Below are 20,513 nucleotides of genomic sequence, written 5' to 3' on the forward strand. Positions count from 1 at the left end.
CGCTCAGGCGGGATCGGCCGCTGAATCCAGCTCGCCGATCAGTGCCTGGGCCGCGTTGGAGAGGGTACGCTCCCGGTGGAAGAGATAGCCCAGGGGGCGCTCGATGGGGGGCTCGTCCACCCGGAGCACCACCAGCTCCCCGTCCACCAGGGTCTCCGGAAGCACGCTCCAGCCGAGGCCGATCGCCGCCATCATCTTCAGCGTTTCCAGGTAGTTGGTTGCGAGACCCACGTTGGGACGGAGGCCGCGCCGGGCGAAGCGGTCGGTGACCAGCCCCCGGGTGAAGGTGCGGCTGCCGGGCAACACCGCCGGGTGCCGGGCCAGCTCCGCCAGGGACAGCCCTTCCCGCCTCGCCAGTGGATGGTCGTGACCGCACACGAAGCGCAGTTGGTCCCGCCACACGCGGACCACGGCAAGCTGCGGATCCGGTTCCGGTGCCAAAGTGACCACGGCCAGCTCCAGGGCGCCGTCGAGCACCCCCTGGTAGGCCTGTTCCGAGTCCAGGAAGCGCAGATCCAGGGCCACATCGGGATAGCGGTGGGTGAACGCGCGGAGCACCGACGGCATGCGGTGCAGTCCCACGTGGTGGCTGGTCGCCAGGGTCAGGTTCCCGCCGACGCGATGATCCAGATTGGCCAGGGCCCGGCGGGTATCGTCCATCAGCACCAGGAGCTGCCGGGCTTTTGGCAACAGGGTCTCTCCGGCTTCGGTGAGGCGAACGCGGCGGCCGATGCGGTCGAACAGGCGGGCGCCGATTCGACCTTCCAGATTGGCTATGCGCTTGCTCACCGCCGGCTGGGTGAGCTCCAGGGCGTCGGCGGCCCGGGAGAAGGATGCCTGCTCGGCGACGGTGAGGAATGCGGCGAGGCTCTGGGTATCCATTGGTATTCTTGGTAGGAATCTATCAGATAAATAGGATGAATTGATTTTATTCTTGGTTCGCCCCTAGACTCAATCCATCACCGATACGGAGAGATTTCCGATGGCGGGCCGCACGCTCTATGACAAGCTGTGGGATGCCCATGTCGTACGCGAGAACGACGACGGCACGGCGCTCCTGTATATCGACCGGCACCTGCTCCACGAGGTGACCTCGCCGCAGGCCTTCGAGGGGCTGCGCCTGGCCGGGCGCCGGCCCTGGCGCACGGATGCCAACCTGGCCGTGGCCGACCACAACGTGCCCACCACGGACCGCAGCGCCGGCATCGACGACCCGGTGTCCCGGCTGCAGGTGGAGACGCTGGACAGCAACTGCGCGGAGTATGGGATCACCGAGTTCCCCATGAACGACCCCCGCCAGGGGATCGTGCATGTCATCGGCCCCGAGCAGGGCGCGACCCAGCCCGGCATGACCGTGGTCTGTGGCGACTCCCACACTTCCACCCACGGTGCCTTCGGCGCGCTCGCCTTCGGCATCGGTACCTCGGAGGTGGAGCACGTGCTCGCCACTCAGACCCTGATCCAGGCCAAGAGCCGGCGGATGCTGGTCCGTGTGGATGGGGAGGTGGGTAAAGGGGTCACCGCCAAGGACATCATCCTCCATGTCATCGGGGTCATCGGCACCGCCGGGGGTACCGGGCACGCCATTGAGTTCGGTGGCGAGGCGATCCGGGCGTTGTCCATGGAGGGGCGGATGACCGTGTGCAACATGTCCATCGAGGCCGGGGCGCGCTGCGGCATGGTGGCGGTGGATGACACCACCATCGATTATCTCCGCGGGCGCCCCTTCACCCCGCGGGGTGAGCACTGGGAGCAGGCGGAGAGCTGGTGGCGGACGCTGCACTCGGATCCGGACGCGGAGTTCGACCGGGTGGTCACCATCGATGCCGCGGATATCCGGCCCCAGGTGAGTTGGGGGACGTCGCCGGAGATGGTGGCCCCGGTGGGTGGCCGGGTGCCGGATCCGGCGGACGAGCCCGACGACAGTCGCCGGGAGGGCGTGGCGCGGGCGCTGCAGTACATGGGCTTGGAGCCCGGGATCCCCATCGAGTCCATCCGGCCGGACAAGGTGTTCATCGGTTCCTGCACCAACTCGCGGATCGAGGACCTGCGGGCCGCCGCCGAGGTGGTTCGGGGCCGCAGGGTGGCGGAGGGCATCCGCCTGGCGATGGTGGTCCCTGGTTCCGGGCCGGTGAAGGCCCAGGCCGAGGCCGAGGGCCTGGATCGCGTCTTTCGCGAGGCCGGGTTCGAGTGGCGCGAGCCCGGCTGCTCGATGTGTCTGGCGATGAACGCGGATCGCCTGGAGCCGGGGGAGCGCTGTGCCGCTACCTCCAACCGCAACTTCGAGGGTCGCCAGGGCCAGGGCGGCCGCACCCATCTGGTCAGTCCGGCGATGGCCGCCGCCGCCGCGGTGACCGGGCATTTCACCGACGTCAGGAGCCTGTGATCATGGAGCCCCTAGAGCGTATCGACGGCATCGTCGCGCCCCTGGACCGGGCCAACGTGGATACCGACGCGATCATTCCCAAGCAGTTCCTGAAGTCCATCAAGCGCACCGGCTTCGGCCCGAATTTGTTCGACGAGTGGCGCTACCTCGACCACGGCGAGCCGGGGCAGGACAACAGCCAACGCCCACTGAATCCGGACTTCGTGCTCAACCGGCCCCGGTATCAGGGGGCGAGCATCCTGCTGGCCCGGCGCAACTTCGGCTGCGGCAGCTCCCGGGAACACGCCCCCTGGGCGCTGCTGGACTATGGTTTCCGGGTGATCATCGCCCCGAGCTTCGCTGATATCTTCTTCAATAACTGCACGAAGAACGGGATCCTTCCCGTTGTTCTTACAGAGGAAATCGTTCAGAAGCTGTTCGAGGAAACAGAGGCGCAGGAGGGGTATCGCTTGACCGTGGACCTGCCGTCGCAGACCGTTACGACGCCCTCTGGCGAATGCTTTACTTTCGAGATCGACGCCTTCCGCAAGCATGCCCTGCTGCAGGGGCTCGACGAGATCGGCATGACCCTGGAGCATGCCGACGAGATTCGGGCCTACGAGGCCCGGCGTACCCGCGAAGCGCCCTGGCTCTTTAGTAGCGACGCAGGCCACGGATAGCCACAGATGAACACGGGGCGCGGCGTCGGCAGCGCCTCATGCGTGTTCCCCGTCCATCCGCCGGTATGCTGGTTGCTCAGCTTTTATCGGTGGCTCGCGCAAGGTGTTGAACAGTGACGAAGAAGATCCTGATCCTGCCCGGGGATGGTATCGGCCCGGAGATCGTCGCGGAGGCGGAGAAGGTGCTGCAGGCCCTGCGCGCCGACTTCGGCCTTGATGTGGAGACCGAGCAGGCGTTGATCGGCGGGGCGGCCACTGATGCCGAAGGGACGTCACTGCCGGAGCAGACCCTGGCGCTGGCCCGGCAGGCGGACGCGGTCCTCCTCGGTGCCGTGGGCGGCCCCCGCTGGGACGCGCTGGAGCGACACCTGCGCCCCGAGCGCGGGCTACTCGCCATTCGCGCCGAGCTGGGGCTGTTCGGCAATCTCCGCCCGGCCATTCTCTACCCCCAGCTCGCCGATGCCTCGGCGCTCAAGCCCGAGGTGGTGGCCGGGCTGGATATCCTCATCGTCCGGGAGTTGACCGGCGGGATCTACTTCGGTGAGCCCCGGGGTATCGATACGGTGGACGGTGTCCGGCGAGGCTACAATACCCTGGTCTACAGTGAGCCGGAGGTTGAGCGCATCGCCCGCCTGGCCTTCGACATCGCCGGCAAGCGCCAGGGTCGGGTGACCTCGGTGGACAAGGCCAACGTGCTCGAGGTCAGCGAGCTCTGGCGGGAGACGGTGACCCGCCTGGCCGGCGACTACCCAGGGATCACGCTGGAGCACATGTACGTGGACAACGCCGCCATGCAGCTGGTGCGTGCGCCGAAACAGTTCGACGTCGTGGTCACCGGGAACATGTTCGGCGACATCCTCTCCGACTGCGCCGCCATGCTCACCGGCTCCATCGGCATGCTGCCATCCGCCTCGCTCAACGAGTCCTCCCAGGGTCTGTATGAGCCGGTCCATGGTTCCGCGCCGGATATCGCCGGCCAGGGCAAGGCCAACCCATTGGCCACCATCCTTTCGCTGGCAATGCTGCTGCGCTACAGCCTCGGGGAGGGCGTGCTCGCCGAGCGCGTCGAGGGCGCGGTGGGGAAGGTGCTGGACCAAGGGCTCGGCACGCCGGATATCCGCCGGCCCGGCATGCGCGAGGTAGGCACGACCGCCATGGGCGATGCCGTGGTGGCCGCGCTGGGTGAGGCCGGCTGATACTCGGGTGAGACCCCTGCGGGCGCGGCATGTATCATGGAGGGTAGGGTTCAATTACTGACTCAGAGGTAGACATGAAGCGAATCGGATTCGTCGGCTGGCGTGGCATGGTGGGCTCGGTGCTCATGCAGCGCATGCGCGCCGAGGGCGATTTCGCCGACATCCCCGAGCCGGTGTTCTTCTCGACCTCACAGGCCGGGCAGCCGGGCCCGGACGTGGGCAAAGGGGCGGCGCCGCTGCAGGACGCGCGCGACATCGAGGCACTGAAGGCCATGGATGTCATCGTCACCACCCAGGGCGGGGATTTCACCGATGCTGTCTACGAGCCGCTGCGCGAGGCCGGCTGGGACGGCTACTGGATTGATGCCGCCTCCACGCTGCGCATGGCCGATGACAGTATCGTGGTCCTGGACCCGGTGAACATGAATGTCATCCGCGACGGCCTCAGCGGTGGTACCCGCACCTTCGTTGGTGGCAACTGCACCGTGAGCCTGATGCTCATGGGGCTCGCGGGGCTGTTCCGGGAAGGGGTTATCGAGTGGATCAGCCCCATGACCTACCAGGCCGCCTCCGGCGCGGGCGCCCAGAACATGCGCGAGCTCGTCGCCCAGATGGGGTATCTCCGTGACGCCGCGGCCGATGTCCTGGCGGACCCGGCGAGTGCCATCCTGGAGATCGACCGCCGCGTCAACGAGGCACTGACCGGAGACGGCTATCCCGCCGAGCATTTCGGGGTGCCGCTGGCCGGCAGCCTGATCCCCTGGATCGACAAGGCCATGCCTTCGGGCCAGAGCAAGGAGGAGTGGAAGGCCCAGGTCGAGACCAACAAGATCCTGGGTCGCTCCGATCATCCCATCCCCATCGACGGCATCTGTGTGCGCATCGGCGCCATGCGCTCCCATGCCCAGGCGCTGACCATTAAGCTCACACGGGATGTGCCCCTCGATGAGATCGAGGCGATGATCGCTGAGGCGAACGAATGGGCATCGGTGGTACCGAACGAGCCGGAGGCGAGCAAGCAGGAGCTCACACCGGCGGCGGTATCGGGCACGCTGCGGACGCCGGTGGGACGGCTGCGCAAGCTCGCCATGGGGAACAGCTACCTCTCGGCCTTCACCGTGGGCGACCAGCTGCTGTGGGGGGCGGCGGAACCACTGCGGCGCATGCTTCGCATCCTAGTAGAGCGCTGATATGCCGTGGGCGGACCGTAGGTCCGCCCACGGCGTGTCCGGTGTCACAATCCGGCGATGGAATATTGCGGCCTGTGCGGGTAAGCGGCTAGGTTACCGACAAAGAACGTCGTGGGCCGCTGGCGGGAAGCCGTACGCCCAAAATAAGGATTATTATGCGCCGTACAATCGCGATCGCGACGCTGCTCACCCTTGCCGGGGCCTGGACCAGCCTGGCGGCGGTGGGACTGGGGGACCTGGAAACCGAATCCGCTCTGAACGAGCCGCTGGAGGCGCGTATCCCGGTGGTTTCGCTGGGGGAGGTCCCACTGGAGCGGGTCGAGGTGGGCCTGGCCAGCCCCGAGCAATTCGAGCGCAGTGGGGTCCCGCGCCCGTTCTACCTCACCGAGCTGGAGTTCTCCCTGGCGCCGGGAAACGGCGGCAGGCCGTTCATCCATGTCTCCAGCGACCGCCCCATCCAGGAGCCCTTCCTGGATTTCCTCGTCTCCATGGAATGGCCCCAGGGCTCGCTGGTGCGCCAGTTCACCGTCCTGCTGGACCCGCCGACGTACTCCGATCATGAGACCTCGCCGTCGGATGCGGGCGCGGTGGCCGCACAAGGGGGCGAAACGGCGGCGGATTCGCCGCGGGAGGGTCGGGACACCCCTGACAGTTACGGGCCGGTGGGTGCCGGGGATACCCTTTGGGAGATCGCCGGGACCCTGCGACCGCCAGATGCCACGGTGCACCAGACAGTGATGGCGTTGCTGCGCGATAACCCGGAAGCCTTCCTGGATGGCAACGTGAACGGCCTGCGCCGCGGGGCCGTCCTGGAGGCGCCGGATACCGCCGCGGCGACGCGCATGAGCGATGCGGAGGCCCGCGAGGCCTTCGCCGCTCAGATGGAACAGTGGCGCAACGGGCAGGTGGCCGAGGGCGCAGCGGATACCGGGGACGCCCAGGGTAATGCCGGGGGCGAGGGTGACACGGCGCAGCAGACCTCCGAGGCGGCGGGGCAAGCCGGCGGTGAGCTGCGGGTGGTGACCCCGGAGCTGGAGCCAGGGGGTGACACGGCGGGCGATCTCTCCGCGGCATCGCTGGAGGCCACCGAGGAGAACGTGGAGCGTTTGCAGATGGCGCTGGCGGCGAGCGAGGAGGAGAACGCCAGCCTGCGCTCCGAGAACGCGGAGCTACGCGATCAGCTCTCGGGGCTGCGCGATCGCCTGGAGGAGCTGGAACGGGCCATCGACCTCGAGGTCGCCGCCGGCCTGACCATGGCGGCGGACGACGGCGGGGCCGACACCACGACGGACGGCGCCGCCTCGGAGGCCGGTACCGAGGAGACCGGTGCCGCGATCGAGGAGGCGGAATCAGCGGCGGGCGCCGGGGAGGCCGCGACCAGCGTTGCCGGCCGGGTCGGCGCCATCCTCGATAGCCTGCTCGTGACGGTCCGTGCCAACCGTCTCCCCATAGCGGGGGCCGGGGGATTGGCCTTGCTCCTGCTGCTCCTGCTGCTGGTGATGCGTCGCCGTCGCCTCGAGAGCGAGGCCGCCCCGGTGCCGGCCAACCCCGCCGTCGAGGCCCAGCGCAGCCGGCGTAGCAGCGCCGGCGGGCGCAGCGATGAAGTGGTCGAGGAAGAGGGGGATCCGGCGGAGCAAGCGGACTTCTTCCTCGCGTACGGCCGCTATGAGCGTGCCCAGGAAGTGCTGGACCGCGCCCTTGGTGAGCAGCCCGATAACCGCCGGTTGCGATTGAAGCTGCTCGAGGTGCTGGCGCGACGGGGGGATCGCACGGGCTTCGAGTCCGAGGCGCAGGTGTTCCACACCCAGATCGAGTCTACCGACGATGTGGAATGGCAACGCGTCGTGGCCCTGGGGCGGGATGTCGCGCCGGGCAATCCGTTGTTCACAGCTCCCGCTAGCGACGCCGCGGGGACGCCGGCGACAGGGTCCGATGCTGAAGCGGCCACTGCCGGCTCCATCGCGACTGCGCCCGTAACCGATGAGGGGGCGCAGGAGGAGGAAAAGCGGGAACCTGCCGGGGAATTCGAGTCCCTGCCGGATTTCGAGGTAACGGGGCGGGAGTCCGGGACGCCGCAAGCTGGCGCCTCGGAGCCGGCCGAGGAGAGCGAACCGGAGGCAAGCCCTGCGGGCACCGGCGAGGCCCGGGAGGAAGGTCCCTCGGCGACGCCCCCGGCAGGCGAGGGTGTCGAGCCATTGACGGATTTCGACTTCGAGCTCGAGCCCGATGAAGGCCAGACCCGTGTCGCGGCGGCAGGCGGGTCCGCCGAAGTGGAGACCGAAGCGGCATCGACGGAAGGCTTCGCGCCGCTGGAGTTCGATGTCGGCTTCGAACCCGAGCAGGGGGCAGAGGGCGAGGAGAGCACGGTTCCGGATATGCCGGGACTGGATTTCGATCTCCCCGCCCCGGCGGATACCACCGGCGCGGAGCAACCCGAATCAGCCGGGACGGCGATGCCACCCCTCGAGGGCGCCACCGGCGCCGGCGGCGAATGGGACGAGTTCGATCCGGACGACGCGGTGGCGACCAAACTCGATCTGGCCCAGGCCTACGTCGACATGGGGGATCCCGAAGGGGCGCATTCCCTGCTCGAGGAGGTCATCGAGGAAGGGGATGACGAGCAGCGTCGCAAGGCGCAGAACCTACGCGCTCAGGTGGGTTGAACGCCAACGGCGCCGCCTGCATCCCTCCGTTCGCATCGTCGTGCTGGTGGTGATGGCGGTGGCGATGACCGGCGGTGGTTGGGGGGCCGTGATGATCAGCGGTCTCTGCCTTGGCCTCGCCCCAGCGGGGTTCGGCGGGGCGCTGGCCGACCTGGCTCGCGTGGCCTGGCGGCTTCGCTACCTGCTCGCTTCCATCGTGTTCTTCTATGGCTGGTTCAGCGGGGCCGACACCGGATGGTGGCCGGACCTGCAGGGCCTGGGAGAGGGGGCGCGGCGTGCCTTGATCCTGATGGTCATGGCCCTCGGGGCGCGGCGTTTCCTCGGTGGCCTGCGTCGCGAGCGGGCGGCGGCGGGCCTGTTCTGGTTGCTCGCCCCGTTGCAGCATCTGCGCCTGCCGGTACGCTCGTTCGCCACCCGTCTGGTGCTGGTCTTTGACTGCCTCTCGGAGTTGGGGAGTCTACCCCGGCCCGCCGCTGAGGGATCCCGCCTGCGTCGCGTCGCCGTCGCGGTGGCCGCCCCCCTGGACCATGCCCTTCACCGCGCCGAGCACGATCCGCTGCCCTCCCTGCGGATGCCGCGGACCCGCTCGCCGCGGCCGGGCCAGTGGCTGGTACCATCGGTGATCCTGGGGGCACTGTTCCTGATCTGAACCGGCCACAGTGGCAGCGAGGGGCGTGTGCGTATCGCACTGGGTATCGAGTACGACGGCAGCGCATTCAGTGGCTGGCAGCGCCAGCACCATGCCCCCTCCGTGCAGGCAGCCCTCGAGCGGGCACTGGGTCGCATCGCCGATGCACCCGTGGAAGTGGTGGCGGCGGGGCGCACGGATGCGGGGGTGCATGCGACCCAGCAGGTGGTGCATGCGGATGTGCCCCGCTGGCGTCCGGAGCGGGCCTGGGTCCGGGGCGTGAATTCCAACCTTCCGGAAACCGTCGGGGTGCGCTGGATGCGCCCGGTGGGCGAAGGCTTCCACGCACGGTTCTCCGCAGTGGCCCGGCGTTATCGCTATGTGATCCACTCCCATCCGGTGCGCCCGGTACTGCAGCGCCATCGCGTGGCTTGGACCTGGCGTCCCCTGTCTGTCGCCCCGATGCAGACGGCAGCCACGCATCTGCTCGGTGAGCACGATTTCTCCGCCTTTCGGGCCGTCGCCTGCCAGGCCCGGCATCCGATACGCACCGTCCACGAGCTCAGTGTCAGCGGCGACGGCACCTGGATCCATCTCGACATTGAGGCGAACGCCTTTTTGCACCACATGGTGCGCAATATCGCCGGGGTCCTGATGGCCATCGGTGCCGGTGACCGTCCCCCGGAGTGGGCCGGGGCGGTGCTGGAGGGCCGGGACCGTACCCGGGCCGGCGTGACCGCCCCCGCCGGAGGGCTCTATCTGGTGGGTGTCCGCTACCCTGCGACCCACGGGCTCCCGGAGCATGGCCGCATCCCGGTTTTTGCCTGAGCGTACACCGAGGCGTACGATAGGGCCTTCGCCCGTGCTCTGGATTCCACGGGTATTCCATCCGATTGCGGGATTACGGCATTCCATTGCGTACACGCATCAAGGTTTGCGGCATCACCCGGGAGGTGGACGCGCGCGCCGCGGCCCACGCCGGGAGCGATGCCATCGGACTGGTCTTCTATCCCCGCAGTCGCCGCCTGGTGAGCGTGGAGCAGGCTCGTCGGATCTCTGCGGTGACACCCCCCTTCGTCGACGTGGTGGCGCTGTTCCTGGATGCGGATGCCGATGAGGTGCGGACGGTGCTGGATGCCGTGCCGGTGGATGTGCTCCAATTCCACGGTCGCGAGTCCGCTTCCTTTTGCGAGGCCTTCGGCCGCCGTTATCTGAAGGTCCTGGCGATGGGCGAGGGCGCGCCGCCTCCGGCGGAACAGGTTTCCGCACATCCGCGGGCGACGGGGTTCCTGCTCGACAGCCACGGCCTGGGGCAGGCGGGCGGCACGGGTGCCGCCTTCGACTGGGCCCGTTTCCCCCGGGACGTGGACGCGCCGCTGATACTCGCCGGGGGGTTGGCGCCGGGGAATGTGGCGGAGGCCGTACGGCGTACCCGACCGTGGGCGGTGGATGTGAGCTCCGGCGTTGAGAGCGCGCCGGGTATCAAGGATTCCCGGCGTATTGAGACGTTTATCAGAGAGGTCGAGCGTGTCCGAGATCACTGAGGCCCACGCGGCCGATACCGACTATTCTCGCTTCCCGGATGCGGGCGGTCACTTCGGCCGCTTCGGGGGGCGGTTCGTCCCGGAGCTGCTCATGGCGCCGCTGGAGGCGCTCGCCGAGGCCTATGCCCGTTACCGGGATGACCCGCAGTTCCAGCGCGAGCTCGCCGAGGATCTGCGTGACTACGTGGGGCGGCCCACACCGCTGTATCACGCCCAGCGCTGGAGCGAGGGCATCGGCGGTGCCCAGATCTGGCTCAAGCGCGAGGACCTCAACCACACCGGTGCCCACAAGATCAACAACACCATGGGCCAGGCGCTGCTGGCGGCCCGGCTCGGCAAGACCCGCATCGTCGCCGAGACGGGGGCGGGACAGCATGGCGTGGCCACCGCGACGGTGGCGGCCCGCCTGGGATTGGAATGCGTGGTCTATATGGGTGCCGAGGACGTGCGCCGCCAGTCGGTGAACGTCTATCGCATGCGCCTGCTCGGTGCCCGCGTGGTCCCGGTGGAGTCCGGATCCCGGACCCTCAAGGACGCCCTCAACGAGGCCTTCCGCGACTGGGCCGCGAACGTGGACGATACCTTCTACATCATTGGCACCGTGGCCGGACCGCATCCTTACCCGTTGATCGTCCGAGACTTCCAGTCGGTGATCGGGCGGGAGGCACGGGAGCAGGCGCAGGAGCGGCTCGGACGGCTGCCGGATGCCCTGGTGGCCTGCGTCGGCGGGGGTTCCAACGCCATCGGCCTGTTCCATCCGTTCCTCGCCGATTCCGGGGTCCGCATCGTCGGTGTGGAGGCCGGCGGGGAGGGGCTCGCCAGCGGCCGCCACGCGGCACCGCTGGCGGCGGGCCGGCCGGGTGTGCTCCATGGTAACCGGACCTATCTCATGGAGAGCGAGGAAGGGCAGATCCTGGGCACCCACTCGGTATCGGCGGGTCTCGATTACCCGGGTGTCGGCCCGGAGCATGCCTGGCTGCGGGATATCGGCCGGGTGGATTACGTCGCCGCCACCGATGACGAGGCCCTGGAGGCGTTTCACGAGCTTACCCGCATCGAGGGCATCATGCCTGCCCTAGAGACCGCCCACGCACTCGCCCATGCGCGGCGGATGGCAGCGGGAATGGCCACGGACCGCCACATTGTCGTCAGTCTCTCGGGTCGTGGTGATAAGGACATCAACACCGTGGCCGCGCTGCAGGGTATGGAGCTATGAACCGTATCGACGATCGCTTTGCTCAGGCCCGCCGTGAGGGGCGGACGCTGCTCATCCCCTATATCACCGGTGGGGATCCGGCGCCGGCGCAGACCGCGGCGACCATGCACGCGCTCGCCGGGGCCGGCGCGGACCTCATCGAGATCGGCATGCCGTTCTCCGATCCCATGGCTGATGGTCCCGTCATCCAGGCGGCCTGCGAGCGGGCGCTGGTGCACGGGACCTCGGTCCGGGACGTCCTCGCCATGGTGCGGGAGTTCCGCGAGGGCGACGCCGAGACCCCGGTGGTGTTGATGGGCTACCTCAACCCCATCGAGCAGCTCGGCTACGAGCGCTTCGCCGCTGAGGCGCGGGCCGCGGGGGTGGATGGGGTCCTGTGCGTGGACCTGCCGCCGGAGGAGAGCCATGACTTGGTCTCCGCGCTCACTGCCGAGGGTCTGGACCCGATCTGGCTGATCGCCCCCACGACTCGGCCCGAGCGTGTTTCCGCCATCTGCGATGTGGCGCGGGGCTATGTCTACTACGTCTCCCTCAAGGGTGTGACCGGCGCCGGCAGCCTGGACGTCGCTGACGTCGCCCATCACGTGGAGGCCATCCGAGGGCGCACCGAACTGCCGGTAGGGGTGGGTTTCGGGATCCGTGACGCCGCCACCGCGGCCCGCGTGGGTGCCGTGGCGGACGCCGTGGTGGTAGGCAGCGCCCTGGTGGGCCTCATCGGCGAATACGCCGGCGACCCGGATGCGGGTCGGGAGGCCGTGGCGGCGCTGGTGCGGGAGATGCGGGGCGCCTTGGATGCGCCGGCGCCCGCCCCGGCGTGAGCGGAGGGAGATCATGAGCTGGTTTGAGAAGCTGATGCCATCCCGGATCCGCACGGAGGCCGGGAGCAATCGCAGCCGCAGTGTGCCCGAAGGGCTCTGGACCAAGTGCGAGGAGTGCACTGCGGTCCTCTATCGGCCCGAGCTGGAGCGCAACCTCGAAGTCTGTCCCAAGTGCGGCCACCACATGCGGATCGATGCCCGCCAGCGGCTGGAGTGGTTCCTCGACGACAATACCGGCGCGGAGATCGCCGCGGAGGTGCAGCCCACCGATATCCTGCGTTTCCGTGACAGCAAGAAGTACAAGGATCGCTTGGCGCAGGCCCAGAAATCCACCGGCGAGAAGGACGCCCTGGTCGCGATGCACGGCCGGGTCCACGGCCTTCCGGTGGTGGCCTGTGCCTTCGAGTTCGCCTTCATGGGCGGGTCCATGGGCTCGGTGGTGGGGGAGCGCTTTGCACGCGCTGCCGAAGTGGCGCGTGGCGAGGGCAGCGCCCTGGTGTGCTTCACCGCCAGCGGCGGTGCGCGGATGCAGGAGGCGCTGTTCTCGCTGATGCAGATGGCGAAGACCAGTGCCGCGTTGGCACGCCTGCGCGAGGAGGGAGTGCCGTTCCTCTCGGTGCTCACCGACCCGACCACCGGCGGGGTATCCGCGAGCCTCGCGATGCTCGGCGATATCAACATCGCCGAGCCCCACGCCCTGATCGGCTTCGCCGGCCCGCGCGTCATCGAGCAGACAGTACGTGAGACCCTGCCGGAGGGGTTTCAGCGTTCCGAATTCCTTCTCGAGCACGGAACGGTGGATATGCTCATCGACCGGCGGGAGATGCGGGAGCGGCTCGCCGGGCTCATTGCCATGCTGACCCACCAGCCGCCGCCGGAGTTGCGGCGCCTCACCGAGAGCTGAGCCTTGCGCTTTTGGCGCGTCGAGGACTGGCTGGCATGGCTGGAGACCCTGCATCCCCGGGCCATTGACCCTGGACTCGAACGGATCGCTGCGGTGGCTGCGAGGATGGAGCTTGAGCGGCCCGAGGTCCCGGTGATCACTGTGGCGGGGACCAACGGAAAGGGCAGCACCGTGGCCGCCCTGGTGGCACTCGCGAACGCGGCAGGGCTACGGGTGGGTGCCTATACCTCGCCCCATGTGCTCGAATACAACGAGCGGATCTCGGTGGCCGGTGAGCCCGTATCCGACGACCTGCTCCTCGAGGCCTTTGACGCCATCGATTGTGCCCGTGGCGGTATCACCCTGAGCTACTTCGAGTTCGGCACCCTCGCCGCCCTGTGGTGCTTTCGCCACAGCGCCTGCGACCTCTGGGTACTGGAGGTGGGCCTCGGCGGGCGGCTGGACGCGACCAATGTCGTGGCGCCGGACGTGGCGGTGATCACCCACATCGGCCTCGATCACACCGAGTGGCTGGGCCCGGACCGCGAGGCCATAGGGCGGGAGAAGGCGGGGATCCTGCGTCACGGGATCCCCCTGGTCTGCGCCGATCCGGATCCGCCGGCGAGCGTGCGCGAGGCCGCCCACGCCCTGACCTGCCCGTTCCACGGCGTCGGTGAGGCCTTCTGCGTAGAGCGGGAAGCGGGCGGCGGCTGGGCTTACGCGGATGCCGACGTGCGCCTGCCGGCCCTGCCGGCGCCCGCCGACCTGCCGACGGCCTTGCTGGCGAATCCCGCGGCGGCGGTGGCGGCCCTGCGCCGGCTCGGGCAGGGACTGCCGGGGGACGCTGCCGCGGTGGCCCGGGCCCTTGACGGAGCCGTGGCCCCGGCGCGCTTCCAGTCCCTCGGCCGCCGGGTACCGTGGATCGTGGACGTCGCCCATAACCTGGACAGCGCACGCATGCTGGCGGAGCGGTTACGGCGGGGCGCTGCAGAGCATCCGGGACGGGTGCATGCCGTCTTCGCCATTATGGCGCGCAAGGATGCCGGCGGTGTCGTCGCGGCGCTCCGGGACGTGGTGGACATCTGGCATCTGCTGGAGCTCGATGATCCGGACGCACGGCAGGTGGACGACCTCCGCGCCTTGCTGGGCGCCGCGGGCGCGCGTATCGGCGCCTGCGCACCCGCTTCGACGCTGATGGAGGAGGTGGACCGTCTCAGCCTTGCCGGTGACCGCGTGGTGGCGTTCGGCTCCTTCCGGGTGGCGGAAGAGGTGCTCCGGGCCCATGCAGGGCTGCTACCATAGGCGACGGCAGACCGGCAGGCTTCACAGCGGGGGATCGCGTGGATACCCGACTCAAGCATCGCCTCGCGGGGGCAACGATTATTGTCGCCTTGGTGGTGATCTTCCTCCCCATGTTATTGGAGGGTCCCGTCGAGGATCGGCGCATCGACATGCCCATGGAGGTGCCGGAGTCCCCGGCCCCCCGGGCCGAGGTGGAGCCCCCGGAGGCCGGATTTGCGCAGCAGCCGGATCCGGGCGCGGAAGAGGAGCTGGTGCCGGAGCCGGAGCCGGAGAGCGGCACTAGCACCGGAGAACCGGAGGAGGCGGGGGATGTCCCGTCCACGGAGCCTGGCAGCGCGGCACCGGTACCGGACCCGGTCGAGGGCGTGGACGGCGGGGATAACTACGCGGTGCAGGTGGGCGGCTTTCGCGAATCCGCCAATGCCGTTGCCTTGCGCGACCGGCTCCGTGAGGCCGGGCTGGAGGTCTACGTGGAGGCCGCCGACGCGGAGGCGGGCACCGTGCACCGGGTCCGGGTGGGCCCAGTGCCCTCCCGCGAGGCCGCGGAGGCACTGGCGGGGCGGCTCGCCGACGAGCACGACCTCTCGGTGTTGGTGGTCGGGGTTCAGGGGGGCGGGTGAACTGGCTGGACGGCGCGTTCCTGGCCGTGGCGGCGGTATCGGTCGTCATCGGTCTGGTGCGCGGGTTCGTCCGGGAGCTCCTGTCGGTGGTTACCTGGGTGGCCGCCGCCTGGATCGCCGTCCGTTACGGGGCAGTGGTGGCGGAGTGGCTCGCGCCCTGGGTGGCTTCACCCACGGCTCGGCTCGTGGCGGCATTCGCCGGTCTATTCGTCGGCACCCTGCTGGTGGGTGCGTTGGTGGGTTTCCTGGCGGTGCGTCTGGTTACCGGTACCGGCCTCACGGGCACCGACCGCGCCCTGGGCATGCTCTTCGGGGCCGCCCGGGGCGGCCTGATCATTGTCGCAGTGGTAGTGGCGGCGGCCTTTACCGCCGTGCCGAGGGAGTCATGGTGGCGGTCCTCGGCGGTCGCGACCTGGGTGGGTCCCCAGCTCTGCGGTGCCGGTATCGAGGAACCGCTCGTGGCGCTCCGCGGCTATCTTCCCCACGGCTTCGGCGACGATGGGTCAGGGAGGATCGACAACCATTGGGACGAGTTCTGCGGTCGTTTTGATGAGACCGGCGGGGCCGCGGCGGCGGAGCGGGATCCCCGGGAGACGCTTTCCGATTAGTGGAGGTATGCAACGATGTGCGGCGTGATCGGCATGGTCGGCTGCGGACCGGTCAACCAGGCACTGTATGACGGGCTGACCGTGCTCCAGCACCGGGGCCAGGATGCTGCGGGCATCATGACCTACGACCGCGGTCAGCTGTTCCTGCGCAAGAGCAACGGGCTGGTACGGGACGTCTTCCGGACCCGGCACATGCGTGAGCTCACCGGCAACGTGGGCATCGGCCACGTGCGCTACCCGACCGCCGGCTGCTCCAGCTCCGCGGAGGCGCAGCCGTTTTACGTGAACTCCCCCTACGGCATCAGTCTGGCGCACAACGGCAACCTGACCAATGCCGAGGAGATCAAGCGCGAGCTCTACCTCCAGGACCTGCGCCACATCAATACCAACTCGGACTCTGAGATCCTGCTCAACGTCTTCGCCCACGAGCTCGGTGAGCGGCGCAAGCTCCGTATCGCGCCCGATGATCTCTTCGACGCGGTGGCCGGGATCCAGCGCCGCTGTCGCGGGGGGTTCGCCGCGGTGGCCATGGTCAACGGGCATGGCGTGCTCGGGTTTCGCGACCCCTACGGCATCCGCCCCCTCTGCTTCGGCCAGCGGGAGACCGAGGGGGGCACCGAGTACATGATCGCCTCGGAGAGTGTGGCCCTCAGCGTGCTCGGCTTCGAGCGGGTGCGCGACGTGGCACCGGGCGAGGCGGTGTTCATCGACCTGGAGGGGCGGCTGCACAGTCGGCAGTGTGCGGACAATCCCAGGCTCTCGCCGTGCATCTTCGAATACGTCTATCTCGCGCGTCCGGACTCCATCATCGACGATGTCTCGGTCTACAAGTCCCGGTTGCGCATGGGCCGGCGGCTAGCTCGGAAGATCCTCCGGGAGTGGCCGGAGCACGATATCGACGTGATCATACCGGTGCCGGATACCAGCCGTACCGCGGCCCTGGACATGGCCTACGAGCTCGGCGTGACCTATCGGGAAGGGTTCATCAAGAACCGCTATATCGGACGGACCTTCATCATGCCGGGCCAGGCGGTGCGCCAGAAATCGGTGCGCCAGAAGCTCAACCCCATCGAGCTGGAGTTCCACGGCAAGAATGTCCTGCTGGTCGACGACTCAGTGGTGCGCGGTACCACGAGCCAACAGATCATCCAGATGGCCCGGGAGATCGGCGCCCGCAAGGTGTACTTCGCCTCGGCCGCGCCACCGGTGCGTTATCCCAATGTCTACGGCATCGACATGCCGGCGGCCAGCGAGCTGCTCGCCCACGAGCGTCACGCGACGGAGATCGCGGAGGTCATCGGCGCCGACCGGGTGATCTACCAGGACCTGGAGGACCTCGTCGCCGCGGTGCGTGAGGGCAATCCGCGGCTCACGGATTTCGATTGCTCCTGCTTCGATGGTCGCTACGTCACCGACGACGTCACCGAGGACTATCTGGCGTCCCTGGAGCGCAGCCGTTCCGACGAGGCCAAGGCCCAGGCGGAAGGCGCGGGGGGCGCGGCCGACTTGGAGCGGGTGTTCGGCAACGCGGACTGAGCCGCCAGGGGGGATGATGAGCGGATACGACAGCGACAGCTGGGGCCCGGCCACCCTGGGCGTGCGGGCCGGCCATGCGCGGGGTGGGGAGCAGGAGCACGCGGAGGCAATCTATGCCACCTCCAGCTTCGTGTTCTCCAGCGCTGCGGAGGCGGCAGCGCGTTTCGCCGAGCGCGAGCCCGGCAATATCTACTCGCGGTTCACCAACCCCACCGTGCGCACCTTCGAGCAGCGACTCGCGGCCATGGAGGGGGGCGAGTGCAGCGTGGCCACGGCGTCGGGGATGTCGGCGATCCTGTCGACCATCATGGCCCTACTGGACGGCGGTGACCATATCATCGCCTCGGAGAGCCTGTTCGGCTCCACGGTTTCTCTGCTCGTCAATCATATGAGCCGCTTCGGCATCGAGACCACCTTCGTGGGGCTCTCCGACTATGAGGCGTGGCAGGCGGCGGTGCGGCCGAACACGCGTATGCTGCTGCTGGAGACGCCGTCCAATCCCCTCATGGAGCTCGCCGATATCCCCCGGATGGCGGAGATCGCCCGTGCCGCCGGGGCCCTGCTGGTAGTGGACAACTGCTTCTGCACGCCGGTACTGCAACGGCCCCTGGACCTGGGGGCGGACCTGGTGGTCCATTCGGCCACCAAGTACCTGGACGGCCAGGGGCGCTGCGTCGGCGGCGCGGTGGTGGGGGACGGCGAACGGGTGGGGCGGCGGGTGCACGGCTTCCTGCGCAACGCCGGGCCCTCCATGAGCCCCTTCAACGCCTGGGTATTCCTCAAGGGGCTGGAGACGCTGGGGGTGCGCATGCGCGGCCACTGTGAGGCGGCCGGGCGGCTGGCGGAATGGCTCGCGGGGCATCCCGCGGTGGCGTGGGTCTATTACCCGGGGCTCCCGGACCATCCCCAGCACGAGCTGGCGCGACGCCAGCAAAGCGGTTTCGGCGGCATTGTTTCCTTCGATGTCGCCGGTGGGCGCGAGGCCGCCTGGGAGGTAGTGGACCGCACGCAGCTCCTGTCCATTACCGCCAACCTGGGGGATACGCGGAGCACCATTACCCACCCGGCGACCACCACCCACGGGCGCAACACTGAGGCCCAGCGCCGCGCCGCCGGCATCGGCGAGGGGTTGCTCCGGGTCTCCGTGGGCCTGGAGGATGTGGCGGATATCCAGGCGGACCTGGACCGGGGGCTGTCGTCGCTGGCCATCCGATGAACCAGGCGCGGGACACCCTGGTGGCCCTCCACCGGGCGGCCCTGGACGCCGTGGACGGGGAGGCCGCCGTGCGCCGATGGCTGCAGGCGAACCCCCTGCCCGGGTCATGGTGGCTGCTGGCGGTGGGCAAGGCCGCTCCAGCGATGACCCGCGGCGCAAGGGCGGTGCTCGGGGAGCGCCTCGTCGGGGGGCTGGTGATTACCCGCACCGGCAGTGAGGACCCGCAGCTGGCACGAGCGCCGGGGTTTCACTGTCTGATCGGCTCCCATCCCTATCCCGACCAGCGCAGCCTGGAGGCGGGCCGTGCGGCGATACGCTTTGTCGACGACGCCCCTGCCGACGCGCGTTTCCTCGTGCTGGTCTCCGGTGGTGCCTCGGCGCTGATGGAGGACCTGGGGCCTGGCGGCGACGCCGATGCCCTCGCCGAGTTGAACCGGCGGCTGCTCGCCGACGGCCTGGCCATCGATGCCGTCAATCGGGTTCGCAAGCGCGTCTCCCGTATCAAGGCGGGGCGGCTGGGACGGCGGTTGCGGGGACGGCGCGCCTGTCAGCTGATCATCTCCGATGTCCCCGGCGACGACCCGGCCGTGATCGGATCGGCACCGCTGGCGGCCGCCCCCGCCACCGCCGATGGGCCGTTGCCGGGGCGCTATCGCGGTCTGGTCGCGGAGGCGGAGCCGCCGCCGACCCCCGATGATCCGTCCCTTGCGGGGATCGAGACCCACATCGTGGCGTGCAATGCCGACGCCCGGCGGGCGGTGTTAGGGGAGGCGGCCGCGAGGGGATTCCCCATCCATGCCCATGACGCGGAGCCGCTGGCCGGCGACGCGATGGCCCTGGGACGTCGGCTCGCGGCTACCCTCATGGACGCCGCACCGGGGATTCATGTCTGGGGCGGGGAACCCACCGTGACGCTGCCGCCGTATCCCGGCGAAGGTGGGCGCATGCAGGCCCTGGCGTTGTCCGCCGCCCGCCGACTGTCCGGACGCGGCGATGTGGCGCTGCTGGCCGCGGGTACCGACGGTGCCGATGGGCCGGGGGAGGCGGCCGGTGCCGTGGTCGACGGGGGCACACTGGCCCGCGGCGCCCATGCCGGGGGTGACGCCGCCACGGCCCTGGCCGTGGCCGATGCCGGCCGCTTTCTCGGCCGCAGCGGTGACCTACTCCGTACCGGGCCCACGGGGACCAACGTCATGGATCTGGTGATCGGCTGGCGGGGCGGCGGCGATGGTTGACGGGGGTATCCTCGCTCGCCTGGAGGCGTGCTTGGACGAGTGCGATCCGGAGCTCAAGGCGGAGGGCGCGGTGGCCCTGCGGGCGGACTGGTGCGCCGGTGCCCTTGCCATGCCGCCGCCGGATCCGCCGCCCCGGCCGGTGGGGCCACCGGGTCGCCCCGATCGCCCGGAGCTGGTCGCACCCTCGCGGGTACCGCGGCGGCGGCTGGGCAGCGAGGCGGGCCGCGCGGCACTGCTCCACGCCATCGCCCACATCGAGTTCAACGCCATCAACCTGGCCTTGGACGCGGCGTACCGTTTCCGGGGCATGCCGATGTCCTACTACGGTGACTGGCTCCGCGTGGCCGAGGATGAGGCCCGTCATTTCCGCATGCTCGGCACCCGCCTCGCGGAGCTGGGTTACGCCTACGGGGATTTCCCCGCCCACAACGGCCTCTGGGAAATGGCGGAGAAGACCGCGAGCGACGTCCTCGTCCGCATGGCCCTGGTGCCCCGCGTCCTGGAGGCGCGCGGCCTGGATGTCACGCCGGGCATGATTCGACGGCTGGAACAGGCCGGGGATGACGCCTCCGTCCGGGTGCTGCGGGTTATCCTCGACGAGGAGGTGGCCCATGTCGCCATCGGCTCGCGCTGGTTCGCCTGGGCCTGCGCTCGTCGCGGGTTGCAACCCGCCCGTGTCTTCCCCGAGCTGCTGCGGCGTTACATGAGCGGCCGCATCAAGGGGCCCTTCAATGCGGACGCCCGCCACCGCGCCGGTTTCACCGAGGCGGAGATGGCTGCCCTGCGTGCGCTGGACGGGGCGGGGGCGTGAGC

General features: G+C 69.2%; 19 protein-coding genes. 18 read left to right on the forward strand and 1 reads right to left on the reverse strand.

Translation table 11 applies throughout. From position 1 onward, the window contains the following. Nucleotides 1-3: 3 nt before the first annotated feature. A complete protein-coding gene (locus ACQ754_RS01760; RefSeq protein WP_440995261.1) occupies nt 4-882 on the reverse strand; it encodes a LysR family transcriptional regulator in 879 nt (292 codons plus the stop codon). Nucleotides 883-982: 100 nt separating this feature from the next. Between ACQ754_RS01760 and leuC the strand changes: the two genes are divergently transcribed. From leuC to ACQ754_RS01850, 18 genes are all read left to right on the forward strand, one after another. After that, entirely contained in the window at nt 983-2,386 is a 1,404-nt protein-coding gene (gene leuC, locus ACQ754_RS01765) for a 3-isopropylmalate dehydratase large subunit (RefSeq protein ID WP_440995262.1), read from the forward strand. Nucleotides 2,387-2,388: 2 nt separating this feature from the next. Then, nucleotides 2,389-3,045, forward strand: a complete 657-nt coding sequence (gene leuD / locus ACQ754_RS01770; protein ID WP_440995263.1) for a 3-isopropylmalate dehydratase small subunit — start codon at nt 2,389-2,391, stop codon at nt 3,043-3,045. Between the two features lie 113 nt (nt 3,046-3,158). Next, nucleotides 3,159-4,241, forward strand: coding sequence for a 3-isopropylmalate dehydrogenase (leuB, locus tag ACQ754_RS01775; protein WP_440995264.1), 1,083 nt, complete (start codon nt 3,159-3,161; stop codon nt 4,239-4,241). Between the two features lie 74 nt (nt 4,242-4,315). Beyond that, nucleotides 4,316-5,431: an aspartate-semialdehyde dehydrogenase gene (gene asd / locus ACQ754_RS01780; protein WP_440995265.1), complete on the forward strand. Its 1,116-nt coding sequence runs from the start codon at nt 4,316-4,318 to the stop codon at nt 5,429-5,431. Nucleotides 5,432-5,586: 155 nt separating this feature from the next. Next, entirely contained in the window at nt 5,587-8,094 is a 2,508-nt protein-coding gene (locus ACQ754_RS01785) for a FimV/HubP family polar landmark protein (protein ID WP_440995266.1), read from the forward strand. Then, the gene (locus ACQ754_RS01790; RefSeq protein WP_440995267.1) at nt 8,045-8,743 is read left to right on the forward strand and encodes a hypothetical protein; all 699 of its coding nucleotides are present in this window, start codon (nt 8,045-8,047) and stop codon (nt 8,741-8,743) included. Before ACQ754_RS01785 ends, ACQ754_RS01790 begins: the two co-directional genes overlap by 50 nt. A gap of 27 nt (nt 8,744-8,770) precedes the next feature. After that, nucleotides 8,771-9,550 carry a tRNA pseudouridine(38-40) synthase TruA gene (truA, locus tag ACQ754_RS01795; protein ID WP_440995268.1) on the forward strand — a complete coding sequence of 260 codons (780 nt, stop codon included), beginning with the start codon at nt 8,771-8,773 and terminating at the stop codon, nt 9,548-9,550. Between the two features lie 86 nt (nt 9,551-9,636). Next, nucleotides 9,637-10,266: a phosphoribosylanthranilate isomerase gene (locus ACQ754_RS01800; protein WP_440995269.1), complete on the forward strand. Its 630-nt coding sequence runs from the start codon at nt 9,637-9,639 to the stop codon at nt 10,264-10,266. Continuing rightward, nucleotides 10,250-11,482, forward strand: coding sequence for a tryptophan synthase subunit beta (trpB, locus tag ACQ754_RS01805; RefSeq protein WP_440995270.1), 1,233 nt, complete (start codon nt 10,250-10,252; stop codon nt 11,480-11,482). The genes ACQ754_RS01800 and trpB overlap by 17 nt, the downstream gene beginning before the upstream one ends. Next, the gene (trpA, locus tag ACQ754_RS01810) at nt 11,479-12,300 is read left to right on the forward strand and encodes a tryptophan synthase subunit alpha (protein WP_440995271.1); all 822 of its coding nucleotides are present in this window, start codon (nt 11,479-11,481) and stop codon (nt 12,298-12,300) included. Before trpB ends, trpA begins: the two co-directional genes overlap by 4 nt. A gap of 13 nt (nt 12,301-12,313) precedes the next feature. Beyond that, entirely contained in the window at nt 12,314-13,204 is an 891-nt protein-coding gene (accD, locus tag ACQ754_RS01815) for an acetyl-CoA carboxylase, carboxyltransferase subunit beta (protein WP_440995272.1), read from the forward strand. A 3-nt stretch (nt 13,205-13,207) separates the two neighbouring features. After that, nucleotides 13,208-14,485 (forward strand): bifunctional folylpolyglutamate synthase/dihydrofolate synthase, encoded by a 1,278-nt coding sequence (locus ACQ754_RS01820; RefSeq protein WP_440995273.1) that lies wholly within the window; start codon nt 13,208-13,210, stop codon nt 14,483-14,485. Nucleotides 14,486-14,523: 38 nt separating this feature from the next. Next, nucleotides 14,524-15,105 (forward strand): SPOR domain-containing protein, encoded by a 582-nt coding sequence (locus tag ACQ754_RS01825; protein ID WP_440995274.1) that lies wholly within the window; start codon nt 14,524-14,526, stop codon nt 15,103-15,105. After that, the gene (locus ACQ754_RS01830; RefSeq protein WP_440995275.1) at nt 15,102-15,713 is read left to right on the forward strand and encodes a CvpA family protein; all 612 of its coding nucleotides are present in this window, start codon (nt 15,102-15,104) and stop codon (nt 15,711-15,713) included. Before ACQ754_RS01825 ends, ACQ754_RS01830 begins: the two co-directional genes overlap by 4 nt. Before the next feature lie 15 nt (nt 15,714-15,728). Further along, a complete protein-coding gene (gene purF / locus ACQ754_RS01835; RefSeq protein WP_440995276.1) occupies nt 15,729-17,249 on the forward strand; it encodes an amidophosphoribosyltransferase in 1,521 nt (506 codons plus the stop codon). 16 nt (nt 17,250-17,265) lie between these two features. Next, nucleotides 17,266-18,465 carry an O-succinylhomoserine sulfhydrylase gene (locus ACQ754_RS01840; protein WP_440995277.1) on the forward strand — a complete coding sequence of 400 codons (1,200 nt, stop codon included), beginning with the start codon at nt 17,266-17,268 and terminating at the stop codon, nt 18,463-18,465. Continuing rightward, on the forward strand, nt 18,462-19,700 hold the full coding sequence (locus ACQ754_RS01845) for a glycerate kinase type-2 family protein (RefSeq protein WP_440995278.1): 1,239 nt from the start codon (nt 18,462-18,464) through the stop codon (nt 19,698-19,700). Before ACQ754_RS01840 ends, ACQ754_RS01845 begins: the two co-directional genes overlap by 4 nt. Further along, a complete protein-coding gene (locus ACQ754_RS01850; RefSeq protein ID WP_440995279.1) occupies nt 19,693-20,511 on the forward strand; it encodes a ferritin-like domain-containing protein in 819 nt (272 codons plus the stop codon). The genes ACQ754_RS01845 and ACQ754_RS01850 overlap by 8 nt, the downstream gene beginning before the upstream one ends. Nucleotides 20,512-20,513: the final 2 nt, after the last annotated feature.

The sequence above is a fragment of the Arhodomonas sp. SL1 genome (assembly GCF_052060015.1).
Taxonomy (GTDB): Bacteria; Pseudomonadota; Gammaproteobacteria; order Nitrococcales; family Nitrococcaceae; genus Arhodomonas.